Raw genomic sequence first — 22206 nt, forward strand, 5'->3', positions numbered from 1 at the left:
CTTAACAAAAACATCGCGTTTCTCAATTATATGGAGAAAGAAAACTATCCCATAAATCACTAAAAAAGAGGGGCGGGAAAATTCGCTTTTTTTTAAGGAGGTTGGGAGGATCATGCTATTGTACCTCAGTAAACAAAAAAATGCTCTAAAAAAGATGTTGGGGTAATCTGAATGTTTAAAAAAATCATTGAATTTCCAATTTCAGGAAAAAATTATATGGAATTTATTAATCCGTCTTCTGAAGATTCTTTATCTTTGATAAAGCCACCTCAAGATTATATTCATATTTATGCTTCTCGTTTGAGTGATTTAGACTGGTTAAATCTCTTAATCAAGAGTATTAATGAACCCTTTATCGATGGTATTGAACTACCAAGATTCCCTTCCGATGACATTCAACGTCAGTTTGTTGGTAAATCAGGTGAAAGCACTCTTCAAGAAGCTTTCAATTTTTATTGTATACTCAAAAAATATTTGTCTGATTTTGATCGAACTTTAATGCCTGATAGCCAGATTCTGGACTTTGGTTGTGGCTGGGGCAGAATTATTCGTTTTTTTATAAAGGATGTCCGAGGCGAGAATCTCTATGGCGTGGATATCGATCCTGAAATGATTAGCTTGTGTCAGGAAACTGTTCGTTATGGAAATTACAACCTAGTGCACCCCTTACCCCCATCAGAGTTACCCTGCGAAAGTTTCGATGTTATCTATGCCTATTCAGTCTTTTCACACCTAAACGAACAGGCATCCTTTCAATGGGTAGAAGAATTTTATCGCATTTTGAAGCCAGGTGGATTGCTTTTTGTTACAACTCAAGGTCGTTCATTCATAGATGATTGCCGTTACTGCCGTGAACACCCCAATCTTGAAAGCCCTTGGCATCAAGCATTAGCTACCGCCTTTGTAGATAGCGAGGCAGTTTACCAGGCTTATGATAGGGGAGAATTTTTACACCATCCGACTGGTGGTGGTTCAGCACAAAGTTCATCATTTTATGGAGAAACCTTGATTCCTCCGGGATATGTAGAGCGAGAATGGACACGTTTTTTCAGTTTTCGGGATTTCGTAGATGATAGATCTATTCTTGGGCAAGCACTTATTGTGATGCAAAAACCACTATCCTACCTCTCAGAAATTGATCCAGAGTTAGAGATTTCACATTCCTTACTTGTTGAGCAAACTCAAAAAAATATGATAAAATGGCTTGACAATAAAACTTTAGAGATCGATGAAGTTCGTTTTCTGGTAACATCTGACACACAGGAAATGTTGGAAAACAACTCACAAGGCAGTTTGTTTGTACTTGTCAAAGCACAAACAATGATATCCAAATATTTAAGTTTAAAAGCTGAAAATCCTAAAAAAATATTTGAGATAGGAATCTTTAAAGGTGGAAGTTGCGTTTTTTTTCATAAATCGTTTAATCCTGAGAAGCTGGTCGCAGTTGACTACAATCAAAATCCAGTAGCAGCTCTCGATAAGTATATTGAAGAATCCAATATTAGCGATAAAGTAAAGCCATATTATGGTGTAGATCAATCTGACCCTCAAAAAATGTTAGAAATTCTTGAAAGTGAGTTTCCGAAAAAAGATATTGATTTGGTTATTGATGACGGGTCGCATTTCCTCATGGAAACGAAGGCTTCATTTAATCTGATATTTCCTTACTTACGTACTGAAGGAATCTACATAATAGAAGATTGGGGATGGGCTCATTATCCTTCTGAAATATGGCAAGAGGGAGGTGGTGTTTGGCGCGATAAACCAGCTCTTACTAACTTAGTTATAGAACTAATGATGCTAAGCGTATCACGGTCTGATATAGTGTCGGAGATTGTTATCGAAGCTAACATGATTTTTGTAAAAAGAGGAGGTGCAATTCTGAACCCAAAAAAATTTGATATTTCTAATTTTTACTTGTGTCGCGGCAAGCATTTTTGTGAACAGCCTTTGAATAGGCAGCCAGTAGATCATGAATCAGGAGAGTCAGAATCCCAATTAAAACCCAGTTCAAACTTAACAAGTACCAAAGCCAATGTTTTATCTAACCCGATGAATAAAACAGATACAAAAGTCACAATTTTGACTGAGGCTTTAGAACTTCATAAAATTCAAGCAGATTTGGAACGCTCTCGAATATGGTTAGAGCAAGTTCAGCAAGAATTGTTTCCACACCCCTAGAATTCTATACTAAATCAAAGTATTTATTCTTAATGATCGACCAAGAAAGGAAGCTTAAAAACATGATAAATTTTTCCGAAATAGAACATCAGGTAGAGCTTGAGCGCTTACAATCCAAACTTGAAGCACATAAGGCGGATATTGAACGCTCACAGTCCGAAATTATAAAATTTCACAGCGAAGAAACTCAGCAAATAGAAGATAAGGCTGATGAGATAGGTGTCAGATTAATAGCTTTTTATCTCCCACAATACCATCCAATTCCCGAAAACGACGAATGGTGGGGCAAAGGTTTTACCGAGTGGACAAACGTGCTAAAAGCCCGATCCAATTTTGAAGGTCACTACCAACCCCATCTGCCGGCAGACTTAGGTTTTTATGACTTAAGACTTCCAGAAACAAGAATAGAACAGGCAAAGCTTGCTAATCAATACGGAATAGGAGGATTTTGCTACTATTACTATTGGTTTGGTGGTAAGAAGTTATTGAATCGACCTCTTGAAGATATGCTGGCCAGCCAGCAACCAGACTTTCCATTTTGCATCTGTTGGGCAAATGAAAACTGGACGAGGAGATGGGACGGCTTAGATAATGAGATTTTGATAGCCCAAAATCATTCTTTAGAAGATGATAAAAATTTCATTCACAGTTTAATACCTGCTTTTCGCGATTCCAGATACATTCGAGTTAACGGCAAGCCACTTTTGTTAGTTTATAGAGTTAGCCTTCTGCCAAATCCAGCCCAAACAGCAGAAGTGTGGCGGGAAGAGTCTATAAAATCAGGGATAGGAGACATTTACTTGTGTGCTGTACAGAGCTTTGACATTCGCGATCCCCGCCCCTATGGGTTCGATGCTGTTCTTGAGTTCCCCCCACATGGTGGAATTGCAGTTGAAGCTACTAATCCAGTGCAGATCACAAACCCCCAATTTCAGGGGAGTATTTTTGACTATAAGCAAACTAGCCAAAATTTTATTGACAAGCCTACAACGGACTACAAACTTTTTAGAGGAGTCATGCCTTCGTGGGATAATACCGCGAGAAGGCAAGACAACAGCCATTTGTTCGTTAATTCAAGTCCAGAAAACTACGAATTTTGGCTGACGCAAGCAATTCAATTAACTGAACGAAACCACCAGGGAGATGAAAAATTAGTTTTCATCAATGCTTGGAATGAATGGGGAGAAGGCTGCCACCTGGAACCAGATCAGAAATATGGTCATCAATTTCTGGAGGCTACGAGGAAGGCATTAAATTCAACAAGCCAAGAAGTTGTGGTGAATCAAGATAAGTGTTCCAACAAATTGGATAAATTTATCAACGAACCAGATTCAGATGCCAATACGCCAACCATCTGTACGATTGTTACTAAAAACTATTTAGCTCAAGCTCGATGCTTAGTTGATTCTTTCCTAGAGCATCATCCTCAAGGACGAGCTTTTGTATTACTGGTGGATCAAATTGATGGTCGCTTTGAAACCGCGCAGGAAAAATTTACCACAGTTCTAGTTGAGGAACTTGGTATTCCTGAATTTGAATCTATGCTCTCTCGATATAAAGTTCTTGAACTATGTACGGCTGTTAAACCATTTTTTCTTGAATATTTATTCAAAAACTATGATTATAACAAAATTTGCTACTTTGATCCTGATATCTACTTTTACCAGCCCGTAGATGAAATCTGGGAACTCCTAAATGATTATGGTATTATTTTAACGCCCCACCTTCTAGAGCCTATAGATGACGAGTTTTATCCATCAGAAGTAAATATTATTTTAGCTGGTATTTACAACCTAGGATTCATTGGTCTATCTCGACATCCCGAATTAGAAAAACTTCTTCAATGGTGGCACAGCAGATTAGTTAAGTATTGCTACATGAAACCCGAAGAAGGGATGCACGTAGATCAAAATTGGATAGACTTTGTGCCTAGTCGCTTTGAAAGCGTTTATATTAGTCGCGATCCGGGTTTTAATGCCGCGTATTGGGATTTATCTAATCGCCACATAGAAAGTAGTTCTGATGGATATCTAGTCAACGGAGTCCCATTAAAGTTTTTCCACTTTAGTGGTTATTCTCCAGAACATCCTGAATTAATTTCTCGTTACCAAAATCGTTTTTATTTTCAAGACCTCCCACACCTAAATACTCTATTTGACAATTACCGCAATTGTTTATATGCAAACGGTTACAGTACAGTAAAGCGTTGGCATTGCGCGTATTACACTACTGCTGAATTATCAAAACAAGCTGAAGAATATCCGGGTATATTTGTCCCCAGCAGCTCATCAGGGATGGTTGCAAATGAAGAGGCATCTCAGAAATCCCAGCAGTTAGAAGCAGTCAATAAGGGTCAATTTTCTTGGGGAATTAATGTAGCAGGTCATGTGAGTGGGGGCTTGGGCATAGGAGAGGCTGTGAGAGCTAATATTAAAGCTTGTCAGAGTGCCGACATTCCCTTTGTTATTAACAATTTAGATATCCCTGGCGAGGAGTATCCAGACTATACTCACATAGATTTTTTTTCGGGAGACAATCCCTATCCCATCAATCTCATCCAATTGAATGCCGATCAAGTTGAGAGTTTTGTAAATTACGCTGGTTCTAAGTATTTTCAAAATCGATACAATATTGGATTTTGGTACTGGGAAATGTTGACTTTTCCCAAGGAGTGGCTATCAGCTTTTGACGTATTTGATGAAATCTGGGTTGGCAGTAGTTATGGTGCTGAAGCTATTGCAGCACTGTCTCCCATTCCCGTGATCAAGATAAACCCGAGTCTTTCTCTTTTACGACCTTCTGCCGACAGGGAAGAACTGGAACTACCAGAAGATAAATTTATATTTCTCTTCATTTTTGATTTTACGAGCATCTTTGAACGCAAAAATCCTCTGGCCACGATTGAAGCCTTTAAAAAAGCATTTAACTCCCATAATAATGAAGATGTTCTCCTCATTATTAAGTTTAAAAATGCTGAGCATTTCCCCACCCAACGAGATAAACTTTTATCGGCAATAGGGAGTGAACCATCCATTAAAGTTATTGATAGTTTTTTAACAAAAGATGCCCTCTACGGATTAATTTACAGTTGTGATTGCTATGTATCTTTACATCGATCAGAAGGCTTTGGTCTAACAATGGCAGAAGCAATGTTTTATGGCAAACCTGTTATCGCAACAGGCTACTCCTCCAACCTAGAGTTTATGAATGTAGGTAATAGCTTTCTGGTGAAATACAATCTCATAACACTAAGAGAAGATTTTGGTCCTTACAAAAAAGGGAATATATGGGCAGATCCAGATGTAGACCATGCTGCACAATTAATGCGCTATGTTTTTGAAAATTATGAGCAAGCTTTGAAACTAGGAGCGAGAGCTGCTTATGAAGTTAAGTCTTTATTGAGTCCGCAAGCTATTGGCTATAAGATTAAAAATAGACTTGAATTTATAATGCAAAGTAGGATGAGTTTACCACGCTCCTCTACACATAAAATTGAAAAAGTAGATAGTGACTCTTCACTTCAACTGCAAGCTTGGATACAAACAGCACAACAACTTCAGAAAGACCTGGAACGCGCTAAGTTCAAATCAGAGAGAATAAAGTAAAATTATAACCAATCATCGTTATAATATACTTTTTGAGTTGATGTAACTTTATAACTTAGTGTTTGTTAGTCCCAGTAAAGTTTTCTGCCTAGATACTCTTCTAAAAGCTGGTTGTGAGGTAGAAAAAACTCACATAGCCTCCTACGAAGGTGATCATTGATAGGCAGATAATTCCCTTTATTTTCATCAATAGAGAAATTATTTATATTATGCTCGTGTGTGCCTAAGAACTTAAATACTTTATTTAAGTTCTTTTGAGGATATGCAAATAAATCCTCGCTTTTTAAAATCAAAATCTGTTCTTCAGAAAATATTTTCATCCATTTTTGTAAAAAATAAACATATAAGCCTATTTGCAAAACGCCTAATTCGCCGTTATATAATTTTGTATAATCTTCGCTCATGTTTTCTGTTTTTTCTATTTCTAAATTCATAAAATCTTCAAAGGGAAGCATTCTATAGCCGAGTCTAATTGCGTGCTGATAATGAGAAATAGTTTTCTCAATAGGATTTCTTAATAAAAGGATTAGCTTGATGCCGGGATTGAAATCAAAAACTCGTTTTTCTACCATATCTGTATAAAAAAAATAATCAGGCGTTGCCTCCCCTGTAAAAAAAAATAATTCTGGATGATCAATAGGAGGAAAATGAGCTACATACCAATCCAATCCTTGAGAAAAGTGCCAATTAAAAAACGATAATTCTTTGTGGGTGGCCGGTAGAATCCGTGGGTGAAGAACCAGATTATTATATAGTGACGTTGTGCCACACTTAGCAGCACCTATAACAAGAAAATTGGGACCAGTCGCTTTACTTTGATTCCAATATTTATCGACAAATTCAGGATGAGAAGCTAAAGTTTTATGATAACAGCCTTTCTGGTAAGTAGTAATTGCTTGCTCCGTTTTACCTTGTGCAGTCAGGATATGAGCTAAATTAATGTAACAGTCAGGATTGTTGGAGTACGATGAATTAATGGCATTTGAATAAATTGCAGCCAACTCACCTAAGTGACTGGAACTTAGCTGGAATTTACCACTAAAACTTAACTGCAATAACTGATAATAAGCTTGCGAGTTATTTGGTTCAAGATGGGTGGCTTTAATGTAACAGCTAACTGCGGCTTCTAACAGTGTTATCTTAGTCAGAGCATCCCCCAATCTATAATAAAATAAGGATTGGTCTTCTTTCGACAATTCTTTTCTAAACTTGAGGTTGAACACAAAGTCTGGGTTATGATTTAACTCAAATAGTTTTACAAAACAGATAATTACTCGATCAAAATCTTTATTCTTAACTAAATTGTTGACTAAAGCTAACCCTAAACTTTCGTAAAATTTATGGAAGTGGGGAATAATTTCAATGGCTTTTTGAAAATGGATGATGGCTTCATCCTGCGTCCCTTGCAAAATAAGAATTTCTCCTAATTTATAATGAGACCAAGCCGAGTTGGGATTTAAGTTACAAGCAGTACGATAACAAGCAATTGCTGCATCCCATCGACCAACTTTGCTAAAAGCTTCCGCTAAGTTGTGGTGAGACCAGGAAAAATTGGGTTTTAGTACAATGGATTTGCGGTAAGCAATAATAGCCCGCCCCCATTTACCTTCACGTTTAAATTGGTTTCCTCTATTAAAATAATGAGTAGATTTTTGGTTGTTCATTGTTGATGTGTTCTGGAGTTTATTGGTGATAGAGATTATGGATAAAATAATCTATCAGGGTGACGCGAAAGTGTAGCCCAGCGCAAAATCTTTTTTTAGATGAGCCCAAGTTATTTGGCAATCAAGAAACTTTCGCCTTTAATTCCAGCCCCCGACGATAACAAACACTCGCCTCCTTTTGTCGCCCCAGCTTAGCCAAAGTATCACCCAACTTGTCATAAACCTCAGCAAAATTAGGATTAAGATCGATCGCCTTTTGATAAAACTCGATCGCCCTCTCTGACATTCCTTTACCCAGCCAAACATCACCCAAACCAGCGTAAGACATAAAATCGTCAGGATTAACCTTCACACATCGATCGTAAGCATCGATCGCCTCATCCCACCGCCCCAGTTTTGCCAAAGCTTCCCCTAAGAAATGATGAGCGGCCCAAGAGTCAGAATTTCGATCGAGAACGCGACGGTACTGAGCGATCGCCCCATCTAACTGTCCTTGTTCTACCAAAGCCTTACCTAGCTGCAAATAAAGCTCGGAGTCGTCAGAATTAATCTCCACAGCCTTTTGAGCAGCCTCCAAATTGCTGGGATTCAATTCGATCGCCCTGCCATAACACTTTACCGCCTCATCCAAATCCAGCTCAACCTCTTTCTGAAGCGGTTGAAGGCGAGCTCGTCCTCGCAAAGCATCACCTAAATGACAGTTCACTACATCCGAATTAGGAGCAATTTCCAGCGCTCTGCGATAGGCAGAAATCGCCTCATCGTAACGCCCCAACTGATACAGAGCAAACCCCAAATGATCCTGAGCCTCTAACGAATTCCGATCGCACTCAACCGACTTACGATAAGCTCCCACAGCCTGCTCCCACTTTTGCAGCCTTGTCAACGCATCGCCCAAATGCTGGTAAATCACCGCTGCATCCGGTACAAGCTCAAGCGCTTTACCGTAAGATACGATCGCCTCATCCCAGCGCTGGACGATCGACAAAGTATGCCCCAAATAGTGATGGACGATCGCCGAACCAGGCTCCAACTCAGCCGCCTTCCGGTAAGATGTGATCGCCTCCTCCCATTTGCCCTGCGCCGATAAAGCCGTTCCCAATTTATAGTAAAGCCAATGGAAATCTGGCTTCAACTGAATCGCCTTTCGGTAATAATTGACGGCTTCTGCAAACTCATTTTTACCTTGCAAGGCCTCTGCCAACTTCAGGTACAAATCTGCCTCGCCTGGATTTAGCTCGATCGCCCTTTGCAAGCACTCAATCCCTTCATCAACCCGTCCCTGCCTTGCCAAAGCCTCCCACAAATTTTGGTAAGGTAAAGCCGATTCCGAGTCAAGCTCGATCGCTCTTCGCAAACAACTTACAGATTCATCCAATTGACCTTGCAAGCACAAACCCTTACCCAAACTATTATGAAACTCATAGAAATCAGGGTATAATTCCACAGCTTTGCGGTACGCAGCCACGGCCTCATTGATATTGCCCTGCTGTTCCAAAACCTCCCCTAAATTGTGCCAAGACCAAGCCGAATTCGGGTTGAGTTCACAAGCCCTGCGGTAACTTTTCTCAGCCCCATCCCGCTGCTCCAATTTCGCCAAAACTTCACCTAAGTTGTGGTGATACCAGGAAAAATCCGGGCTGAGTTCCGTACAGCGCTGGTACGCGGCGGCGGCTTCCTGTAATTTATCAGACTGTTTGAGGAGGTTGCCTTTGTGAAAATAATTAGAAGCAGTTTCTTCGTGGACTTGTAATGAGTTATTCATAATTTTGTACCGTAGATTTCATTTTTTTAGTTTGGTCGAGATAGGCTTTATAAGCGCCGGGTGGGGGCGGGTTTTTTAGTCTTTGGGTATCACTTGAAGCTATCGGCGAACCCGCCCCTACAGGTTGTTGACATTGGTGCCGTCTGATGAATTGTATCGGTCTTCTGTCTAAGTTACAATCCTTGCGATTCCCCCGGCATCCAGGGCGGGCACGGGGCACCGCCCCTACAGGTTGTTGATTTGTAGGGGTAGTACCCCCGTGCCTACCCCTCATGGGGATGTTCGTTCCTAATTAGTTGGCCGCCAATTCTCGTCCTCCAATCTAATACCGCTGTCTTGACACGCTCTAGTTAAATGGGGACTGTAATAAGGGTCATTGTCAATATATTTTTGCCACCTACTTTCCATCAGCTTCGATTCCTTATTCAGCCGAGCTTTCTTTTCTGGCGAATCCTCATAACCGCGACTTTTAGATTCGTGGTGATAGAGAACTACATGAGGTAAGTAAATATTGCGACAGCCCTTTTCTAACATCTTCAAACACAAATCCACATCATTGTATGCCACTGTTAGCTCTTCGTCAAACCCCCCAACACTTTCAAATACTTCGCGGCGACACATCAAACACGCAGCAGTTACCGCTGAAACATTATTCATGCCTACCACATTTCCGAAATAGCCAGGAATAGATCGCGGCATATGATAGTAACTATGACCGGCAACTCCGCCTCCGAGTCCCATCACCACTCCCGCGTGCTGGATTTTGTTATCTGAGTATATCAACAAATTGCCCACAGCCCCGATCGAACTTCTTTGAGCTTGCTCTACCATAGCGTCGATCCAGTAGGGGGTAATTACCTCTGTATCGTTATTCAAAAACAGCAAGTAATCTCCCTGAGCTTTACTCACAGCGTAGTTGTTAATCTTAGAGAAATTGAAGGGAATGTCGAGTCGGTAACTTTTAAACCTCCCTGATTCCTGATTCGTCCATTTAGCCAAAATTTCCGCCGTGTGTTTCTCTTGACTGCCGTTGTCGATGACGATAACTTCGTAGTTGGGGTAGACGCTTTTACTAAAGATAGACTCCAAGCAATTGTCCAAGACATCGCCTAAATCCCGCGTGGGAATAATGATGCTGACTCGCTTGTAATCAGCGATGGTATAGCGTGCAATAAAGTGTCCCAGAAAGTAGGGGACGCCTTCAATTTTACCCGGTTCGCCCCTGCGCTCGATCGCCTCTTGCAAAGCTTTTTGCCCTGCATCATAGGCATAGGGTTTTGCATCTACACCGCCAGCAGCCGAACCCGCGTGCATTCTCCAGTGGTAAAGAATTTTAGGGATGTGAAATATCTTGTCAGTTTTTTCGGTAAACCTCAGAACCAAATCGTAATCTTGAGCTCCCTCAAAACCTGCTCTAAAACCGCCGATTTCATCAATTAAGTTTTTCCTGTAAGTTCCCAAATGGCAGGTGTACATCCGAGACAGGAATGAATCGGGACTCCATTCTGCCTTGAAAAAAGGATTGATTAGTTCCTTGTCTTCGTAAATTTTATCTTCATCCGAATAAATCATGTCCGCTTCCGGGTGGCGGTTCAGCAGCAGCACCACTTCATACAATGCCTCTGGTGTCAGCGTATCATCGTGGTCTAGCAGAGATATAAATTCACCCGTCGCCAACTCCAAAGCAGAATTGGAACAGTGAGAAATGTGACCGTTTTTGGTTCGATAAACTACTTTTATGCGACTATCTTTAGCTGCGTACTCCTGCAAAATCCGCTTGACATGAGGCGCAGTTGATAAGTCGTCAGCAATGCACAGTTCCCAGTACGGATATATTTGATTGATAACTGAGTCTAGAGCTTCCCTGAGATAATTTTCTGGCGTATTGTACGCTGGCATCACAATGCTAATCAGTGGCTTGTAGCTAAATATTTCTAGTGTTTCCGCCATTTTCCGCAAATCAGCTTGTCTGGGGCTGTGCTTAGCGCGCCACTTGGTGTATGCAGGATCTTGACCGAGGAATAGCGAATCTCGTAGGTTTTGATAATCCAAACCAAAAAGTTTCGGATCGAGTTTACTCGCTGTTTGATAAGCTTCTAGAGCTTCGGAAAGCTTGTTTTGTTTAGCTAAAGTTTTTGCTAAATTGTGGTACGACCAACCAAATTCAGGATCGAGAGCGATCGCTTTCCGATAAGCCACCACAGCGTCATCTAGACGACCTTCTTGTTGATATAAATCTGCTAAGTTGTGGTGCGACCAAACAAAAGTTGGATTTACTTGTGTAGATTTCTGATAGCTTTTAATGGACTCATCAATTTTCCCCATCCATTTCAGAACATCTCCTAAATTGTGGTGAGTTCCAAAGTAATTAGGATTAATGGCAATTGCTTTGCGGTAGGCGGCAATAGCTTCGGTAAATTTACCTTCTTGTTGCAGAGACTCACCTAATTCGTGGTACTCCGCAGCTACTCCTGGGGTATCTTCGATCGCACTTCCCGAATGTCCGTTAATAGCGCGATCGCCTCCCGCAGCCCTAACTACCCCCTTTTTTTTTAAGACTTCATCTAGCATCCCTGAAATAGCCCGATCGCCCGGCCGAACCTGCAACGCCATCTGATAGAAGACGATCGCCCCATCAACCCAACCATGCCGCACCAAAGCATCAGCCAACCCAACATAAAGGTCAGCATCATTCGGTGCAATCTCCAGCGCCTTGTGATACAACTGCAAGTCATCAGCATTTTCCTGAATCGCGCGCTGGTACAAACGCATCGCATCCTGCAAATCCCACTGCGATCGCATCCTCAAAGCATCAGCCAACTTCTGCGAAATCCACGGCAAATCCGGCTGAATTTCCACCGCACAGCGATAAGCAACGATCGACTCATCCCACCGTTCCAACTTCTCAAAAGCCGTCCCCATGTTGTAATAAGTCCACGGAAAATCGCGATTCAACTCCGCCGCGCGACGGTAAACTGCGATCGCCTCATCCCATCTTTCCATTTCTAGCAGCGCATCGCCCAACTTGCTATGAGACCAGAAGAAACTCGGATTCAGTTCGTTAGCGCGCCGGTACGCAACCACCGCCTCATCCCAGCGTTCCAAATTCACCAGCGCTTCTGCTAAATTGTTGTGGGCCCAGAAATGATCGGGATTTAGTTCGATCGACCTTTGGTAAGCCGAAATAGCCTCTTCCCACCTTCCCAGTTTAATCAGCGCGTCTGCTAAATAGTTGTGCGACCAACTGAAATCTGGATTTAATTCTGTTGCTTTCTGGTAAGCCTCTACAGCTTCTTCCCAGCGTTCCAACTTCAGCAACACATCTGCTAAATTGTTGTGAGACCAGCTAAAATCTGGATTTAATTCGATCGCCTTGCGGTAAGCATTTATAGCTTCTTCCCAGCGTTCCAACTTAACCAGCGACTCAGCTAAATTGTTGTGCGACCAAGAAAGTTCGGGATTTGTTTTAATTGCGTTGATGTAAGCATCTACTGCCGCTTCCCACTGTTCTTGACCCTTCAGAAGTTCGCCCAATTCGTGATAAGCTGCGCCAGAATTTGGGTTTAACTCAACCGCGCGCCGGTAACAGTCGATTCCTTGCTCTACCTTACCTTGCTCGATCAAAGTTTTGGCTAAATTTTCCAAATCCTCAGCCGTGCCCGACTTCGGATCGATCGCAAATGCTCGATACCAGGCTTCGGCTGCCGCCTCCGACTTGCCTAACTGCGCTAAAAGTTTCCCAAAATTTCGTAAAGCACCAGCAAAATCCGGTTTCAGGGCGATCGCCTTTTCGTAAGCAGAAACCGCTTGCTGCCACTGTTCTTGCTGCGCGCAAATGCTGCCATAATTAGCGTAGGCTTCGGCAAAATTCGGGTTAATTTCGATTGCTTTGACATAGCAACTTTTAGCTTCATCAATTTTGCCACTTGCTTGCAGGGCGTTGCCGAGCATTTTGTAAAGTGGCGCTTCCGGCTTAATTTGTAGAGCTTTTTTGCAAGCAGAAATTGCCTGTTCCAATTTGCCCTGAGCAAAATAGCCTTCTGCGAGTATTTTGTATGCTTCTGGATCTTCTATATTAATTGTAGAATTAACTGCCGGCTTGACTGGCGGCTTGACTACCGGCTTGGCTGGGGGTGCGGCGGGTTGCTGTTTAACTGCTGCACCGTTAGTCGCCGTTGCACCCGCCAAAGTTTGCTCTCCCTCGCTGCCGTTTCTAGCATTAGCTGCGTTCAGTTCAATAGCTTTGCGATAATATACTGTTGCTTCCTGTAACTTGCCTTCTTTTTTCAGCGCTTCGCCTAAGTTTTGGTAAGCTTGAGGTAGATTAGGATTTAATTTTATGGCGCGATCGTAACAGCCGATCGCCTCCGGGAACTTTTCTTGCCGAAAGAAAGCATCACCCATACTTAAATGTTCTGCCGGAGATGCTTTTTCCGGTTCCAAACAGAATGCGCGATACCAGCATTCTTGAGCTTCTGCCGCTTTGCCAATTTGTCCGAATACTTTGGCTAAATTCCGGTATACTCCGGCGAAATTAGGCTTAAGCGCGATCGCCTTTTGGTAAAACTCGATCGCCTCCGACCATTTTTCCTGCTGCGCGCCAATGCTGCCTAAATTCGCGTATACTTCCGCAAAATTCGGTGCAATTTCAATAGCTTTAGCGTACCAGTGTCGCGCCTCTTCCATTCTGCCTTGAGCTTGCAGCGCATTGCCCAAAGTTTTGTAAGCCGGTGCAAAATTGGGGTCAATCTTTAAAGCTTGCTCGCAGGAGGCGATCGCTTCTGCTAATTTCCGTTGGGATAAGTATATTTCTCCCTGTTGGTTAAATTGAACCGCTGTTGATTCTGTATTGACTGTTGATGGCATAGGGGCGGTGGCGACTGAGGCAGCAATTAAATAGGGTAGTCGAAACGTTAAATAATTATACTTGCGTTTGACACTAACAGTAGCAGGCTTGTTCCCCTAAGTCTTATTTTTTTTCACTCGGGGTACTGGGGAGAAACTCAGCGGTTGAAACCGGGCGGTTGAAACCGGGCGGTTGAAACCGCGTCTATACAAACAAAACCCGCCGGACGCCGGTTGAAGAGCAGAACGAGTAGCACCAAAATCGATCGCACTCAGGATGCCTGCACTACAAGACTTGTTGAAGAAATATCTTATAATAAGGTTCAGAAGACGGTTCCAAACCGCGTCTATACAAGCTTGCACGCGATCGAGCGAGGAGTTGAAGAGTGGCGGTTAAAATTACGTTATCCTCTCTTAGGAATAGAAATTAAATAATTTACACTCTTGAAAGTGGGGTGGGCGGGACGCCCGCCCTTTCTGGACGGGCGGGACGCCCATCCCACAATAATTAAAATTGTAAGTTATTTAATTCGCGATCCTTAGTCCCCGGAGGCGGACATCGTTTGTGTAGAAGCGGTTTCAACCGTACATCCGATCCGATCTCAAATTGCGGTAATTTTGATGTTGTTAGAGCCGCCACCTCAACTTGTCGGAGAAAAGCGCCTCACCTTTCGCGACCTCGATTGGCAGGCCTTCAAGCAAATTCAAAGTTTGCTGGCGGATCGCACCCGCGCCCGCTTTACCTACGATAACGGAGTGTTAGAAATTACCCAGTCCCTCGAAGGACACTAACGCTCTGCTCGCTTGATCGAACGCTTGATTCAAGTCCTTGTGGTGGAGATGGGCATGAAAATCAAGACGATGGGATCGACTACGCTCGATCGCGAAGACCTACTCAAGAGCGCCGAACCCGACAATGGGTACTATATCCAGAATTATGCCTTAGTTGCCGATCGCCCGGTTAATTTGAATGTCGATCCTGCCCCGGATTTAGTCGTGGAAGTGGATATTACTCATACGGATCTCAATAAAAATACACTCTATGCGAGTATGGGAGTGCCTGAGTTTTGGCGGTTTAACGGGCGGGTATGGCGAATTCTGCAATTAGTCGATGGGGCTTATGTCGAGCGCGATCGATCTCCGACTTTTCCGATTATTGAAAAAACTGATTTATACCAGTTTCTAGAAGCTGCTTTCATTGATGAAGTTGCCGCAGAGATAGATTTTCGTCAATGGGTTCGACAGCAGATTCAAGGCTGAGTAGAGAAAGTGCGATCGCCCAAAAACTATAACTGCTTTTTTGCAAAAAACGATCGCCCTTTTTGGAGAAAGCGATCGCCTCGATGTCAACTATTAGTTAGCAAATCTTATCAATTACCGATCAAGCTGCGGCTGCTGCTTCTTCTGCTTCTTCTTCAGGGCTGGCTTTAGTTCCCAACACGGTAACAACCACCTGAGTTGGGTCGCCGAGAGCTTCTGCTCCCGCAGGTAAAACTAATTCGTGAATGTGCAGCGCATCCCCTACCTTCAAATTAGAAATATCTACTTCAATTGCATCAGGAATGCTATCAGGTTTGCACTTAACTGCGATTTGCGTCAGCACAGTTTCCAACATACCACCTTCTAACTTGACGCCGACAGATTCGCCGACAAAATGCAGAGACACTTCAACTTCCAGGCTGTCTTGAGTTGCTACGGAGAAAAAGCTCAGGTGGTAAGGAAAACCTTTCCAAGGATGGACTTGAACTTCTCTGAGCAATGTTTTTCCGCTCCAAGAGAGTTCGGGAATGCTGAGATCAATTAGGGTGTTGTTGACTGCGTGTTTTTTGAGCAGGGTTTCAACTGTTTTAGCTTTGACGGTAAGGGAAATGGATTCAGAGCCTTTGTGTCCGTAAAGGACGGCGGGAATCAATCCGGAGCGGCGGAGGGCGTTAGGTTTGCTGCCTTCTGCCCGCTTTTGACATTCTACTGCGATTTCCATTTTATGACTTTCTGTTGATTGTTTTCACATTTTACCAGAATTGTGGTAGTGCGATCGCGTTCAATTAAATTCGCTGAAGGTATTGATAATTTTCGTTTTCCACACACTTCAGCAATTCGAGCATTTTTCTCAAACGGTACGTTCCTGATTGATACTCTTCTTTTGAAGGGGAATCACCAAGCTTAGTCAGAACTAAATCGCTTTCACTGATGATTGCTTCGCTGAAAATTTTCTTGAACTACTGGCGAATCTCCTGATTTAATTCAACTAGAGGCAGAATTACATTTTCTTCATCTAAGTGAATTTCGGTATCGATTGATGCGCCACCTATTTTGGAAAAATCAGACTTTGCCAACCATTCGTAAGTATTTGCTGTGATTCTTACACTATCAGACGGTTCACCATTGGCTGAATAAAAACTGATGTCAAACATTGGGATTGCTCCTCCCACTAAACATCTGAAAACTCGTTATTATGATAGGGCGATCGAACTAACTTAATTAAAGGACTCGTTGAAGATATTGATAATCTTCGTTTTCAACACATTTTAGCAAGTCTAGCAATTTCCTCAAACGGTAGGTTGCTGATTGATACTCTTCTTTGAGAGGAGAATCTCCCAGCTTGGTGAGGACGGTATCGCTTTCGCAGATAATTGCATCGCGGAAAAAACTTCTGAGCTTCTGGCGAATATCTCGATCTAACTCAACTAAAGGTAGTTTCTCCTCTTCTTCATCTATCAAAATATTTCTGGGAACAGATTTGCCAATTTTGGAAAATTCTGATTTTGCCAACCACTCGTAAACGTCTTCAGACATTTCGATATAGTGCGGCGGTCGATCAGTTTTGAAGGTATAAAAAATAAGATCTAACATTAGCTTTCCTCTTGACCTTCCTGATTCAATAACTTACTTTCTGGAAAATTTTCTACCCAAGCTATATCTGCTCGATCGAATACAGTTTTAGCAGGTTTAGTAATTCCTCCTGTGGTAATAACTCCAATCACAGTTCCTTTTTGACATATTTCCTTAGCTTTGGTTGAATCTATTTTCTTGGTTTTCCAGGCTTTAATTTCAATATGCGGTTCATTCATTATTGTTTATATTTTTTTGATAAATTAACTATTGAATTCTACCTGCAAATTACGGAGTAGCTGTTTAATTCGCGGAACATCTTGCTGGTTGACTATCAAAATATCACCTTTGGGATTGTTTCCGGTTGTTCTTTTGGCTTCTATTCCTTCTTTGCTCAACTCCATTATAAGCCATCCAATCATGTCCCTGTGAACTTCTAGCCGTGCTATCTGTTCATCCTCGTCAGTCATTTACTTGACTCCCTGTAAATAATACCAATTCTCGCCTCGTCTTGCAACAATCATGAGTGTTGGGCTAGCGTGGAACGGAGGGTTGTTTCCTGAAAGACTGTATGCAGCGGTGCGTCGCTGCGAGATTGTGGCTCTTTTTTGGGATTTTTGATGGCGACGCACTCTACAGCTACTGTTGCATGAGTTTTATGATTGTGCTACTACAGCCGTGCCATCAACCGACAATAATCCCCGCTTCGGCCCGTGAATCGGGTCTTCGACAATAATAGTTTGGTCGCGACTGGCTCCGAGAGATACAATGGCGATCGGCACTTCCATCAAATCTGCCAAAAACTTTAGATAATCCAAGGCTTGCGATGGCAAATCTTCCAAATTGCGACATTCTTCCGTGGACTGTTTCCAACCGGGAAGGGTTTCATAAATCGGTTTACAGCGAGCAAATATCCGGGAACTTTTCGGGAAATCAATGCAGCGTTCCCCGTCAATTTCGTAAGCAACGCAAACCTTGATTTCTTCTAATTCATCCAAAACATCTAGTTTGGTAACAGCGAGACAATCAAGGCCGTTGATGCGGACTGCGTAGCGGCCGATTACTGCGTCGAACCAGCCGCAGCGCCGTTTGCGGCCGGTTGTGGTGCCGAATTCTGCACCTCTTTCGCCCAAAACTGCACCAATTCCATCGACCATTTCGGTAGGGAATGGGCCTTCTCCGACGCGGGTTGTATAGGCTTTTGCTACGCCAATTACTCGATCGATCGCTGTGGGGCCAACTCCGGTTCCCACACAAGCGCCGCCAGCGATGGGATTGCTGGAAGTAACGTAAGGATACGTGCCGTGATCTAAGTCTAATAAAGTGCCTTGGGCGCCTTCAAACAGAATATTTTTCCGCTTGTGAAGTCCCTCATAAATCTTTAGGGAACTGTCTACTACGTGCGGCCGCAAACGATCGGCATAAACTCGATATTCATCAATTACCTCTTGCGGATTTAGAGGCGGCAAATTGTAGAGTTTTTCCAGAATGACGTTTTTATGCTCGATCGTCCATTCCAGTTGTTCTTGCAAACCTTCCAAGTCCATTAAATCGAGCATCCGAATGCCAGTGCGTTCGGATTTGTCGGCGTAAGTCGGGCCGATACCGCGTCCCGTCGTGCCGATTTTATAATTTCCGCGCTGCTCTTCCGATGCTACATCAATTAATCGGTGATAGGGCATCGTGACGTGAGCAGTCTGTGAAATCATCAGCGAGGCAGTCGAAATATTCAGTTTTTCTAACTGATCTAATTCTGCTATTAAAACTTTAGGGTCGATTACCGTGCCGCAGCCGATGATACACTCTGTCTCAGGGTAGAGAATCCCGGACGGAATTAAGTGCAGCTTGAAAGTTTGACCGTTGACTACTACCGTGTGACCGGCGTTGACGCCCCCTTGGTAGCGGACAACGATATCTGCGGATTTGCTGAGCAAATCGGTAATTTTGCCTTTTCCTTCATCGCCCCACTGGGCGCCGATCACAACTACGTTAGCCAAGGGTTTCTCGCGTTCAGTTCAGGTTGACACAAACTCCGATTATGTACGAATGCGTCCCGGATGTCAAATTAATTTTTGTTACAATTTAGAGAAGTGAGGCTGTATTGGTCTCAAGAAAAGACTACCAGGACGATCCGGGGAGAGGGGGAGAGGGGGAGAGGGGGAGAATGGGAGAGGGGGAGAATTGGAGAATGGGAGAGAATTTGATGAGTTTTTATGGGAATCCAATGGGTAGCTTAAATGGGGAACAGTTTACCTGCTGGAGGTTGTTGGCTAGTATTTGGGAAAACCAGGTTTCTGGCCACTGATGTGTCTAGGACTAAATTACAAATTCTTAAATTCCTTAAATTCCTTAAATTCCTTAAATTCCTTCAATTCCTTCAATCCTTCAATTCCTTCAATCCTTCAATTCTTTCAATCTAAAATCTAAAATCTAAAATCTAAAATCGCATGACTTTACACGCTGAGTTGCACCGACATCTAGGTGGTTCTGTGGTTCCTCGAATTTTGTGGCGGTATTTCGATCGCCATAATGCCGAAATGGTCGATCGCTTTCAACAATATTCCGCATTTGAGGAGTTTTACACTCGCCCGCGCAATACTCTCGACGAGTATTTGGAACTGCACACGCTGGTGGAAAGCGTGCAAACTGTTGAGACTTTGCCTTATTTCATCTATCGGTTGATGCGGGGCGCTTACGTGTTTGAAAATCTGGCTTATTTGGAGTTGCGCTATACGCCTTATCTGCGGACTCCTGAGCATTTGGATCAGTCAAAACGCATTGATTTGATGGCAGAAATTGTCCAAGTTGTGGGTAAGGCAAGTCAAATTAGTGATTGTCCGATTGTTACTAGCCAAATTTTGTGTATGCACTCGCGCTTACCCTATGAGGTGAATCGGGCGATCGTAGATTTGGCTGCACAAATGGGAGAATATGTTTGTGCGATCGATCTGGCGGGCGGCGATGCTGCTATTGGCGATCGCCTGGATGAGTTTGTGGGATTGTACCAGTACGCAAGGTCGATCGGCATTAAAACCACCGGACATCTCTACGAAACAAGCTCTGGCTGCTATCCCGAACTTTTGCCTTATCTGATGCGGATCGGTCACGGGATTCAAATTCCGTTAAAATATCCCGAACTGCTGCCAGAGGTGGCGCGTAGGGGTCAATGCTTGGAAGTTTGCCCGACTACCTATCTGAAAACGGGAACCTTGCAGGATATGCGGGAATTGAAGGTTGTGTTCGATCGATGTTTTGAAGCCGGTGTCGATATTGCGATTTGTACTGACAATGCGGGATTGCACAACGTGCGACTGCCTTTTGAATACGAGAATTTATTGACTTTGGATATCATTGATTTTCGGCAATTGCAAGCCTGTCAAAATGCCGCTTTCCGCCATGCTTTCGCGTGGCCTTACGGGGAGCAACCGGCGCAAATGCTGACTGGTTTGTTGCAGAATGAGTCTGTGAGTGCGATCGTGAATTAAGATGAGACGGCGGTTGAAACCGCGTCTACACAAAGGAAGTCCGCCTCCGCGGACTGAAGAAAATAAGGTAATTTCAACCGCCGTTTCATCTTTAACCCGCGAAGGCGGGTTTTGTTTGTATAGATGCGGTTTCAACCGCCGTTTGATCTGAACCGTATTGAGTTATATTTGGGAAACAGAAACATCAATAAAAAAGGATAAAAAATATGACAAATATGGACGCTTACTGGATGCCATTCACTGCCAACCGACAGTTTAAAGCGAATCCGCGAATGTTAGTTTCGGCAAAAGATATGCACTTTACCAGCGATGATAATCGCTCAATCCTCGATGGTACTGCGGGGCTTTGGTGCGTGAATGCTGGCCACGCCCGGGAGACAATTGCCGAAGCAGTTAAACAACAAGTTTTAAACTTAGATTACGCGCCACCTTTTCAAATGGGACATCCGGCTGCTTTTGAATTAGCCGAACGTTTGGTGAAGATGATTCCAGGCAATTTCGATCGCGTTTTCTTTACTAATTCTGGTTCGGAATCGGTGGAGACTGCGTTAAAAATTGCGATCGCCTATCATCGAATTAGAGGTGAAGGAACTCGCCAAAGATTGATTGGTAGAGCACGCGGTTATCACGGTGTTGGTTTTGGGGGAATTTCTGTGGGCGGCATTGGCCCAAATCGCAAGTTTTTCGGCAGTTTGCTCACGGGAGTCGATCATTTACCTCACACTCACAATTTAGAACACAATGCTTTCAGCCGCAAACAGCCGGAATGGGGAGCGCATTTGGCCGATGAATTAGAAGGGATTGTGGCTTTACATGATGCGTCGAATATTGCGGCGGTAATTGTGGAACCGGTGGCTGGTTCTACGGGGGTTTTGATTCCACCAAAAGGTTATTTAGAAAGGCTTAGAGCGATTTGTGATAAGTACGGAATTCTGCTGATTTTTGATGAGGTAATTACAGGTTTCGGGCGTTTAGGTTCGAGTTTTGCAACCGAATATTTTGGTGTGGTTCCGGATATAGTGGCGACGGCAAAAGGGATAACCAACGGTACTGTGCCGATGGGGGCGGTGTTTGTGAAGGAGGGAATTTATGATGCTTTCATGAATGCTGCTGAAAATGCGATCGAGCTGTTTCACGGTTATACTTATTCGGGGCATCCGGTGGCTTGTGCGGCTGCTTTGGCGACGCTGGATATTTATGAGGAAGAAAAGTTATTTGAACGGGCGGATAAGATTGCTGGTTACTGGGAAGATGCGGTGCATTCTTTCAAAGGAGTTCGCCACGTGATTGATGTTCGCAATTTGGGACTTGTGGCGGGGATTGAGTTGGAATCTATTGCTGGGAAACCGGGGAAACGGGCTTTTGATTGTTTTGTAAAGTGCTACGAAAATGGGTTGTTGATTCGCACGACTGGTGATATAATTGCGTTGTCGCCGCCGCTGATTATTGAGAAGGAACATATCGATCGCATTGTGGAAATTTTGACAGGGGTTTTGCAGGGGATGGAGTAAATCCCCGCCACCAAAATCCCCACGCTACCCCACAAGTCCGCCGGTGGTTGAAAACCCCCGTCTCATAGCGAAAGTCCTCTAAAAGAGGACTGAAAAGTAGATGAAATTAACAAATATTCGAGTATTTTGCAGCAGTCTTCAGTCGGTTTCAACCGACTTTAGCTATGAGACAGGGGTTTTAACCCCTGGCGGACTCGCGGACAAACAAACAGCCCCCTGAACAAATAATCGCACTACGACATAAACCAAAGAAACCGGGTTTTTCGCAGTTTTTAGGCGGTGTATCGATATTTTCGGAAAAACCCCGGTTTCTCGCCA

16 protein-coding genes are annotated in these 22206 nt (G+C 43.2%); 7 read left to right on the plus strand and 9 right to left on the minus strand.

Going from position 1 to position 22206, the window contains the following annotated elements; translation table 11 throughout:
• Positions 1-171 precede the first annotated feature (171 nt).
• Both JGK22_RS14690 and JGK22_RS14695 read left to right on the plus strand, forming a co-directional pair.
• A complete protein-coding gene (locus JGK22_RS14690; protein WP_293206051.1) occupies positions 172-2181 on the plus strand; it encodes a class I SAM-dependent methyltransferase in 2010 nt (669 codons plus the stop codon).
• Between the two features lie 32 nt (positions 2182-2213).
• On the plus strand, positions 2214-5786 hold the full coding sequence (locus JGK22_RS14695) for a glycoside hydrolase family 99-like domain-containing protein (protein WP_293206053.1): 3573 nt from the start codon (positions 2214-2216) through the stop codon (positions 5784-5786).
• Positions 5787-5851: 65 nt separating this feature from the next.
• On the opposite strand, the gene JGK22_RS14700 is transcribed toward JGK22_RS14695, so the two are convergent.
• From JGK22_RS14700 to JGK22_RS14710, 3 genes are all read right to left on the minus strand, one after another.
• A complete protein-coding gene (locus tag JGK22_RS14700) occupies positions 5852-7450 on the minus strand; it encodes a tetratricopeptide repeat protein (protein WP_293206055.1) in 1599 nt (532 codons plus the stop codon).
• 121 nt (positions 7451-7571) lie between these two features.
• Complete coding sequence (locus tag JGK22_RS14705; RefSeq protein WP_293206058.1) at positions 7572-9215, minus strand: tetratricopeptide repeat protein; 1644 nt, start codon at positions 9213-9215, stop codon at positions 7572-7574.
• Between the two features lie 288 nt (positions 9216-9503).
• Positions 9504-14081 (minus strand): tetratricopeptide repeat protein, encoded by a 4578-nt coding sequence (locus tag JGK22_RS14710; protein WP_293313102.1) that lies wholly within the window; start codon positions 14079-14081, stop codon positions 9504-9506.
• Between the two features lie 213 nt (positions 14082-14294).
• Between JGK22_RS14710 and JGK22_RS14715 the strand changes: the two genes are divergently transcribed.
• From JGK22_RS14715 to JGK22_RS14725, 3 genes are all read left to right on the plus strand, one after another.
• On the plus strand, positions 14295-14495 hold the full coding sequence (locus JGK22_RS14715) for a hypothetical protein (RefSeq protein WP_293196804.1): 201 nt from the start codon (positions 14295-14297) through the stop codon (positions 14493-14495).
• A gap of 183 nt (positions 14496-14678) precedes the next feature.
• Positions 14679-14852, plus strand: a complete 174-nt coding sequence (locus JGK22_RS14720) for a hypothetical protein (RefSeq protein WP_293231899.1) — start codon at positions 14679-14681, stop codon at positions 14850-14852.
• Positions 14853-14864: 12 nt separating this feature from the next.
• The gene (locus JGK22_RS14725) at positions 14865-15320 is read left to right on the plus strand and encodes a Uma2 family endonuclease (protein ID WP_293206062.1); all 456 of its coding nucleotides are present in this window, start codon (positions 14865-14867) and stop codon (positions 15318-15320) included.
• Positions 15321-15441: 121 nt separating this feature from the next.
• On the opposite strand, the gene JGK22_RS14730 is transcribed toward JGK22_RS14725, so the two are convergent.
• From JGK22_RS14730 to JGK22_RS14755, 6 genes are all read right to left on the minus strand, one after another.
• A complete protein-coding gene (locus tag JGK22_RS14730; RefSeq protein ID WP_293186915.1) occupies positions 15442-16041 on the minus strand; it encodes a 50S ribosomal protein L25/general stress protein Ctc in 600 nt (199 codons plus the stop codon).
• A gap of 238 nt (positions 16042-16279) precedes the next feature.
• Positions 16280-16474, minus strand: a complete 195-nt coding sequence (locus JGK22_RS14735; RefSeq protein ID WP_293186914.1) for a hypothetical protein — start codon at positions 16472-16474, stop codon at positions 16280-16282.
• A 67-nt stretch (positions 16475-16541) separates the two neighbouring features.
• Positions 16542-16856, minus strand: a complete 315-nt coding sequence (locus tag JGK22_RS14740) for a hypothetical protein (RefSeq protein ID WP_293186913.1) — start codon at positions 16854-16856, stop codon at positions 16542-16544.
• Positions 16857-16912: 56 nt separating this feature from the next.
• Positions 16913-17131, minus strand: a complete 219-nt coding sequence (locus JGK22_RS14745) for a hypothetical protein (protein WP_293192599.1) — start codon at positions 17129-17131, stop codon at positions 16913-16915.
• A gap of 24 nt (positions 17132-17155) precedes the next feature.
• On the minus strand, positions 17156-17362 hold the full coding sequence (locus JGK22_RS14750; protein ID WP_293186911.1) for a hypothetical protein: 207 nt from the start codon (positions 17360-17362) through the stop codon (positions 17156-17158).
• 186 nt (positions 17363-17548) lie between these two features.
• Positions 17549-18889: an adenylosuccinate synthase gene (locus JGK22_RS14755; protein WP_293186910.1), complete on the minus strand. Its 1341-nt coding sequence runs from the start codon at positions 18887-18889 to the stop codon at positions 17549-17551.
• A gap of 450 nt (positions 18890-19339) precedes the next feature.
• Between JGK22_RS14755 and JGK22_RS14760 the strand changes: the two genes are divergently transcribed.
• Both JGK22_RS14760 and JGK22_RS14765 read left to right on the plus strand, forming a co-directional pair.
• The gene (locus JGK22_RS14760; protein ID WP_293186909.1) at positions 19340-20377 is read left to right on the plus strand and encodes an adenosine deaminase; all 1038 of its coding nucleotides are present in this window, start codon (positions 19340-19342) and stop codon (positions 20375-20377) included.
• Positions 20378-20583: 206 nt separating this feature from the next.
• Positions 20584-21888 (plus strand): aspartate aminotransferase family protein, encoded by a 1305-nt coding sequence (locus JGK22_RS14765; RefSeq protein ID WP_293206065.1) that lies wholly within the window; start codon positions 20584-20586, stop codon positions 21886-21888.
• Positions 21889-22206: the final 318 nt, after the last annotated feature.

Source organism: Microcoleus sp. PH2017_08_TRC_O_A, from assembly GCF_020738665.1.
In the GTDB taxonomy this organism is placed as follows: Bacteria; Cyanobacteriota; Cyanobacteriia; order Cyanobacteriales; family Microcoleaceae; genus Microcoleus.

Excerpts from the sequence above, each read along its gene's own strand:
- JGK22_RS14745 (WP_293192599.1), bottom strand. The coding sequence starts at position 17,131 with ATGAATGAACCGCATATTGAAATTAAAGCCTGGAAAACCAAGAAAATA.
- JGK22_RS14760 (WP_293186909.1), top strand. The coding sequence starts at position 19,340 with ATGACTTTACACGCTGAGTTGCACCGACATCTAGGTGGTTCTGTGGTT.
- JGK22_RS14710 (WP_293313102.1), bottom strand. The coding sequence starts at position 14,081 with ATGCCATCAACAGTCAATACAGAATCAACAGCGGTTCAATTTAACCAA.
- JGK22_RS14700 (WP_293206055.1), bottom strand. The coding sequence starts at position 7,450 with ATGAACAACCAAAAATCTACTCATTATTTTAATAGAGGAAACCAATTT.
- JGK22_RS14695 (WP_293206053.1), top strand. The coding sequence starts at position 2,214 with ATGATCGACCAAGAAAGGAAGCTTAAAAACATGATAAATTTTTCCGAA.
- JGK22_RS14750 (WP_293186911.1), bottom strand. The coding sequence starts at position 17,362 with ATGACTGACGAGGATGAACAGATAGCACGGCTAGAAGTTCACAGGGAC.
- JGK22_RS14735 (WP_293186914.1), bottom strand. The coding sequence starts at position 16,474 with ATGTTTGACATCAGTTTTTATTCAGCCAATGGTGAACCGTCTGATAGT.
- JGK22_RS14765 (WP_293206065.1), top strand. The coding sequence starts at position 20,584 with ATGACAAATATGGACGCTTACTGGATGCCATTCACTGCCAACCGACAG.
- JGK22_RS14740 (WP_293186913.1), bottom strand. The coding sequence starts at position 16,856 with ATGTCTGAAGACGTTTACGAGTGGTTGGCAAAATCAGAATTTTCCAAA.
- JGK22_RS14730 (WP_293186915.1), bottom strand. The coding sequence starts at position 16,041 with ATGGAAATCGCAGTAGAATGTCAAAAGCGGGCAGAAGGCAGCAAACCT.
- JGK22_RS14690 (WP_293206051.1), top strand. The coding sequence starts at position 172 with ATGTTTAAAAAAATCATTGAATTTCCAATTTCAGGAAAAAATTATATG.
- JGK22_RS14705 (WP_293206058.1), bottom strand. The coding sequence starts at position 9,215 with ATGAATAACTCATTACAAGTCCACGAAGAAACTGCTTCTAATTATTTT.